We start from the raw sequence: 2,707 nt of genomic DNA, 5'->3' as shown, positions 1-2,707 counted from the left end.
CCTCGTCCCAGCGTTCGTCCAGGTAGGGCTTGTACTCGTCGAGGACGGAGGTCCGGTTGTGCTGCCACTGGCCGCGGAAGAGGTCTTCCGGCTTCTCAGCGTCGGCGAGGCTCTTGACGGTGCGGTGGGTCATCTGGAGCTGACGCCCGATGGAGCGGCGGCTGTGGCCGGCTTCCAGCAGCGCGTGGACCGTGGCATGCTGGGCTCGGACGCGGTTGGCGAACCGCTCGCTCCGCCAAGGCGAATCCGTCTTCTCCTCGGCCAGCACCGGCTCGTCGACCTTCGCCACGGGATCCGGGAGCAGAACCCGAAGGCACTGGCGGTGTCGGGCCACCGCACGCTCAGCGGCTTCCCCGAGGTTGTGCCATAAGTGCCAACGGTCCGCGACCTGCGTCGCCTGGGGTGCCCATCGAGACCGGCACCGACTCCTACCGCCTCCCAGCATCCGGGCCCGAACTGAGGAGCCCGCCAAGGTCGGCTGACGTCTGCCGCTGCCTGTCTCGACGGCCTGCCGCCATGACGGGCGTCGGGCCGGCCCGCATTCGCGGGCAGTGGCCCCCTGTCGCGAGATTCCATCGGCTCAGTCTTCAGGGCTGTCGTCATCGACGGGATGCAGGCAGCGTCGGGCTTCCTCGAGCCGCTCGTCGTAGTCGGGAAAGAACAGAGCGGGGAGCATCTTGTCGAGCTGGCCGGCGATTCTATGGATCGGTGCCCATGCGGCTGGATCGTCGACCGTGTTGCTGAGGTCGGTCATCTGCAGCCGCTCCAGCCAGTCCGACAGGATGGTCGCTTCGTCGCGGGTGAGCCTGATTGTGATCTCTGGATCTTCCATCCCGGCCCCACCCCTTTGAACAAACAACTCAACGTTCGACGGCACAACCTACCGATCGCCAGGCTCGTGAGACCGACCAGCCTTCACCCGGGCGAGCATCTCTCGTCGACATTCCCGAGCCGGTTGATCACCACTGCCTCCGCAACCCATCCGACAAACGCTGTTCCTAGAAATGAACGAAGCCAAGCTGGCCCTCCGCCCGAGCCGTGCCCTGTGCGACGGCTGCACCGTCCACGTCTGACACCCGTGTGTGGGCCGGATCGTCCGGATTCGGCCCGCTGTACCCCTCCCCCTTTACAGTGACATCAAGGAGATGACCATGGACACCAACCCAACCGCACTACTGCTGGACCTCGCCGCCAGCGGCCGGGATCTCACTGACCGGGCCGCGTTGCAGAACCTGCTCGCTGCGGGCCATCGCGCATGGTGCGAAGGCGTGGCCGACGTCCAGTCCGGTATCCGCCGGGAAGCCGCATCTCTGTCTGACGCCCAGCTCGCGGAGCGATGCGCGGCCGCAGGCGCTGCGTGGGAAGAGGGGATGACCCGCGGGGAGGCGGTCTCCGCTCTCGCGTTCGGGACCTGGGACGCTTCGCCTGCCGCCATGGCCTACACGGAGCTGGCGGAGCGCGCCGCACGCTTCGGCGCCAGCCTCTTGGGTGAGGAGTTCCAGTAGCCGGTCCTGCGTTGGGCTGGACACGAGCTCAACCCCTTTGGCATTATCGAACCTGTCGCGCTCGAGTGAGGGCCGGCACCATCTTGTCGATCCTGTCGAAGGGGCCCGATGTCTACCGCCGAGCGGCTCGTGGACACCACGCAGATCGTGTCCGAGTTCGGCACGAGCAAGCCCCGGATCAGCGACTGGAGCAACAACCCGGACAGCGGCTTCCCCGCGGTCGCGCACACCGAGGGCCGCAAGCGGTTCTGGCGCTACGACGAGGTCGCGGCGTTCTTCGCCAAGCGTGCCCCGAAGAAGCGCACACTGCCCGCATCGGTCCTCGAGGCCGACCAGGACGAGCTGCTGACCAAGCGGGAGGTGGCCCAGCTTCTGGGCTACACCCGCACCTCCACTATCGACGCCTACTTCCGAGACCGGCCCGGCTACTTCCCCGAGCCCGATGAGGACATCGACGGCCCGAGGTGGCGCCGCGGCACGATCGTCGCCTGGACAGCCAACCGCCCCGGTAAGGGCCGGCGCGGATCGGTCCCGGCCGCCGCGCTGCCCGAGGTGCCCGTCGACGGAGACCCCGACGAACTGCTGGGCACGGCCGAAGTCGCGAGCCTGCTCGGCTACGGCAGCGCCGCCTCCTTCTCCAGTGCCCTTTACCAGGGCCGCATCCCCGAACTGCCCGAGCCGGAAACCCTGGAGAAGCAGAAGGGCAGCCGCGGCGGAGCCCGCAAGAAGTGGCGCCGCGCCACCGTCGTCGCCGCAGCCCGCGAGCGCGGTGTCCTGCCGGCCGCCGGACAGGACGAGGACCTGGTTGGCGCCGCCGAAGCCGCCCGGATCCTCGGATACAGCAACGCCGACAGCTTCATCAGCGCCCTCGGCCACGGGCTCCTGCCCGACCTCGAGCAGCCCGACGGATTCGAGTACCGGCGTGGCAGCGCCGGCCGCCCGCGCCAGCAGCGCTGGAGACGCTCCCGCGTCGAGGAACTGGCTGCCCGCCGCTCCTCAACGACCTGACAGCAGCACACCGAGCCACACCCCGCGGGGTACCGTTGGACCGCGGCCTCTGGTTGAAGGGATAGACGAACTCCCGGCGGGCCAGACGTCGCACGATGGCCGGTATGGAGAGGCCAGCCACCTCTCCGCCGCGAAGCCTCACAACTTCGCGGCGCCGGCCATCGCTAACATCCGTCTTTGACCGCGTGCCGGCG

The 2,707-nt window shown here is 68.6% G+C and carries 3 protein-coding genes and 1 pseudogene; 2 read left to right on the top strand and 2 right to left on the bottom strand.

What is annotated here, in order from left to right; all coding sequences use genetic code 11:
- Both B100_RS34730 and B100_RS0133475 read right to left on the bottom strand, forming a co-directional pair.
- Positions 1 to 289: pseudogene (locus B100_RS34730) on the bottom strand (ISL3 family transposase); the annotation flags it as partial.
- A gap of 291 nt (positions 290 to 580) precedes the next feature.
- Positions 581 to 832, bottom strand: coding sequence for a hypothetical protein (locus B100_RS0133475; protein WP_024888687.1), 252 nt, complete (start codon positions 830 to 832; stop codon positions 581 to 583).
- Positions 833 to 1,151: 319 nt separating this feature from the next.
- Here B100_RS0133475 and B100_RS0133470 point away from each other — a divergent pair, with 319 nt between their 5' ends.
- Both B100_RS0133470 and B100_RS0133465 read left to right on the top strand, forming a co-directional pair.
- Positions 1,152 to 1,505 (top strand): hypothetical protein, encoded by a 354-nt coding sequence (locus B100_RS0133470; protein WP_158686780.1) that lies wholly within the window; start codon positions 1,152 to 1,154, stop codon positions 1,503 to 1,505.
- Between the two features lie 108 nt (positions 1,506 to 1,613).
- Positions 1,614 to 2,513: a hypothetical protein gene (locus B100_RS0133465; protein ID WP_024888685.1), complete on the top strand. Its 900-nt coding sequence runs from the start codon at positions 1,614 to 1,616 to the stop codon at positions 2,511 to 2,513.
- Positions 2,514 to 2,707 lie beyond the last annotated feature (194 nt).

The organism is Streptomyces sp. CNH189 (assembly GCF_000527195.1).
Note: the sequence above shows the minus strand (reverse complement) of the source record. Positions and strands in the feature narration are given on the sequence as shown.

Excerpts from the sequence above, each read along its gene's own strand:
- B100_RS0133475 (WP_024888687.1), bottom strand. The coding sequence starts at position 832 with ATGGAAGATCCAGAGATCACAATCAGGCTCACCCGCGACGAAGCGACC.
- B100_RS0133470 (WP_158686780.1), top strand. The coding sequence starts at position 1,152 with ATGGACACCAACCCAACCGCACTACTGCTGGACCTCGCCGCCAGCGGC.
- B100_RS0133465 (WP_024888685.1), top strand. The coding sequence starts at position 1,614 with ATGTCTACCGCCGAGCGGCTCGTGGACACCACGCAGATCGTGTCCGAG.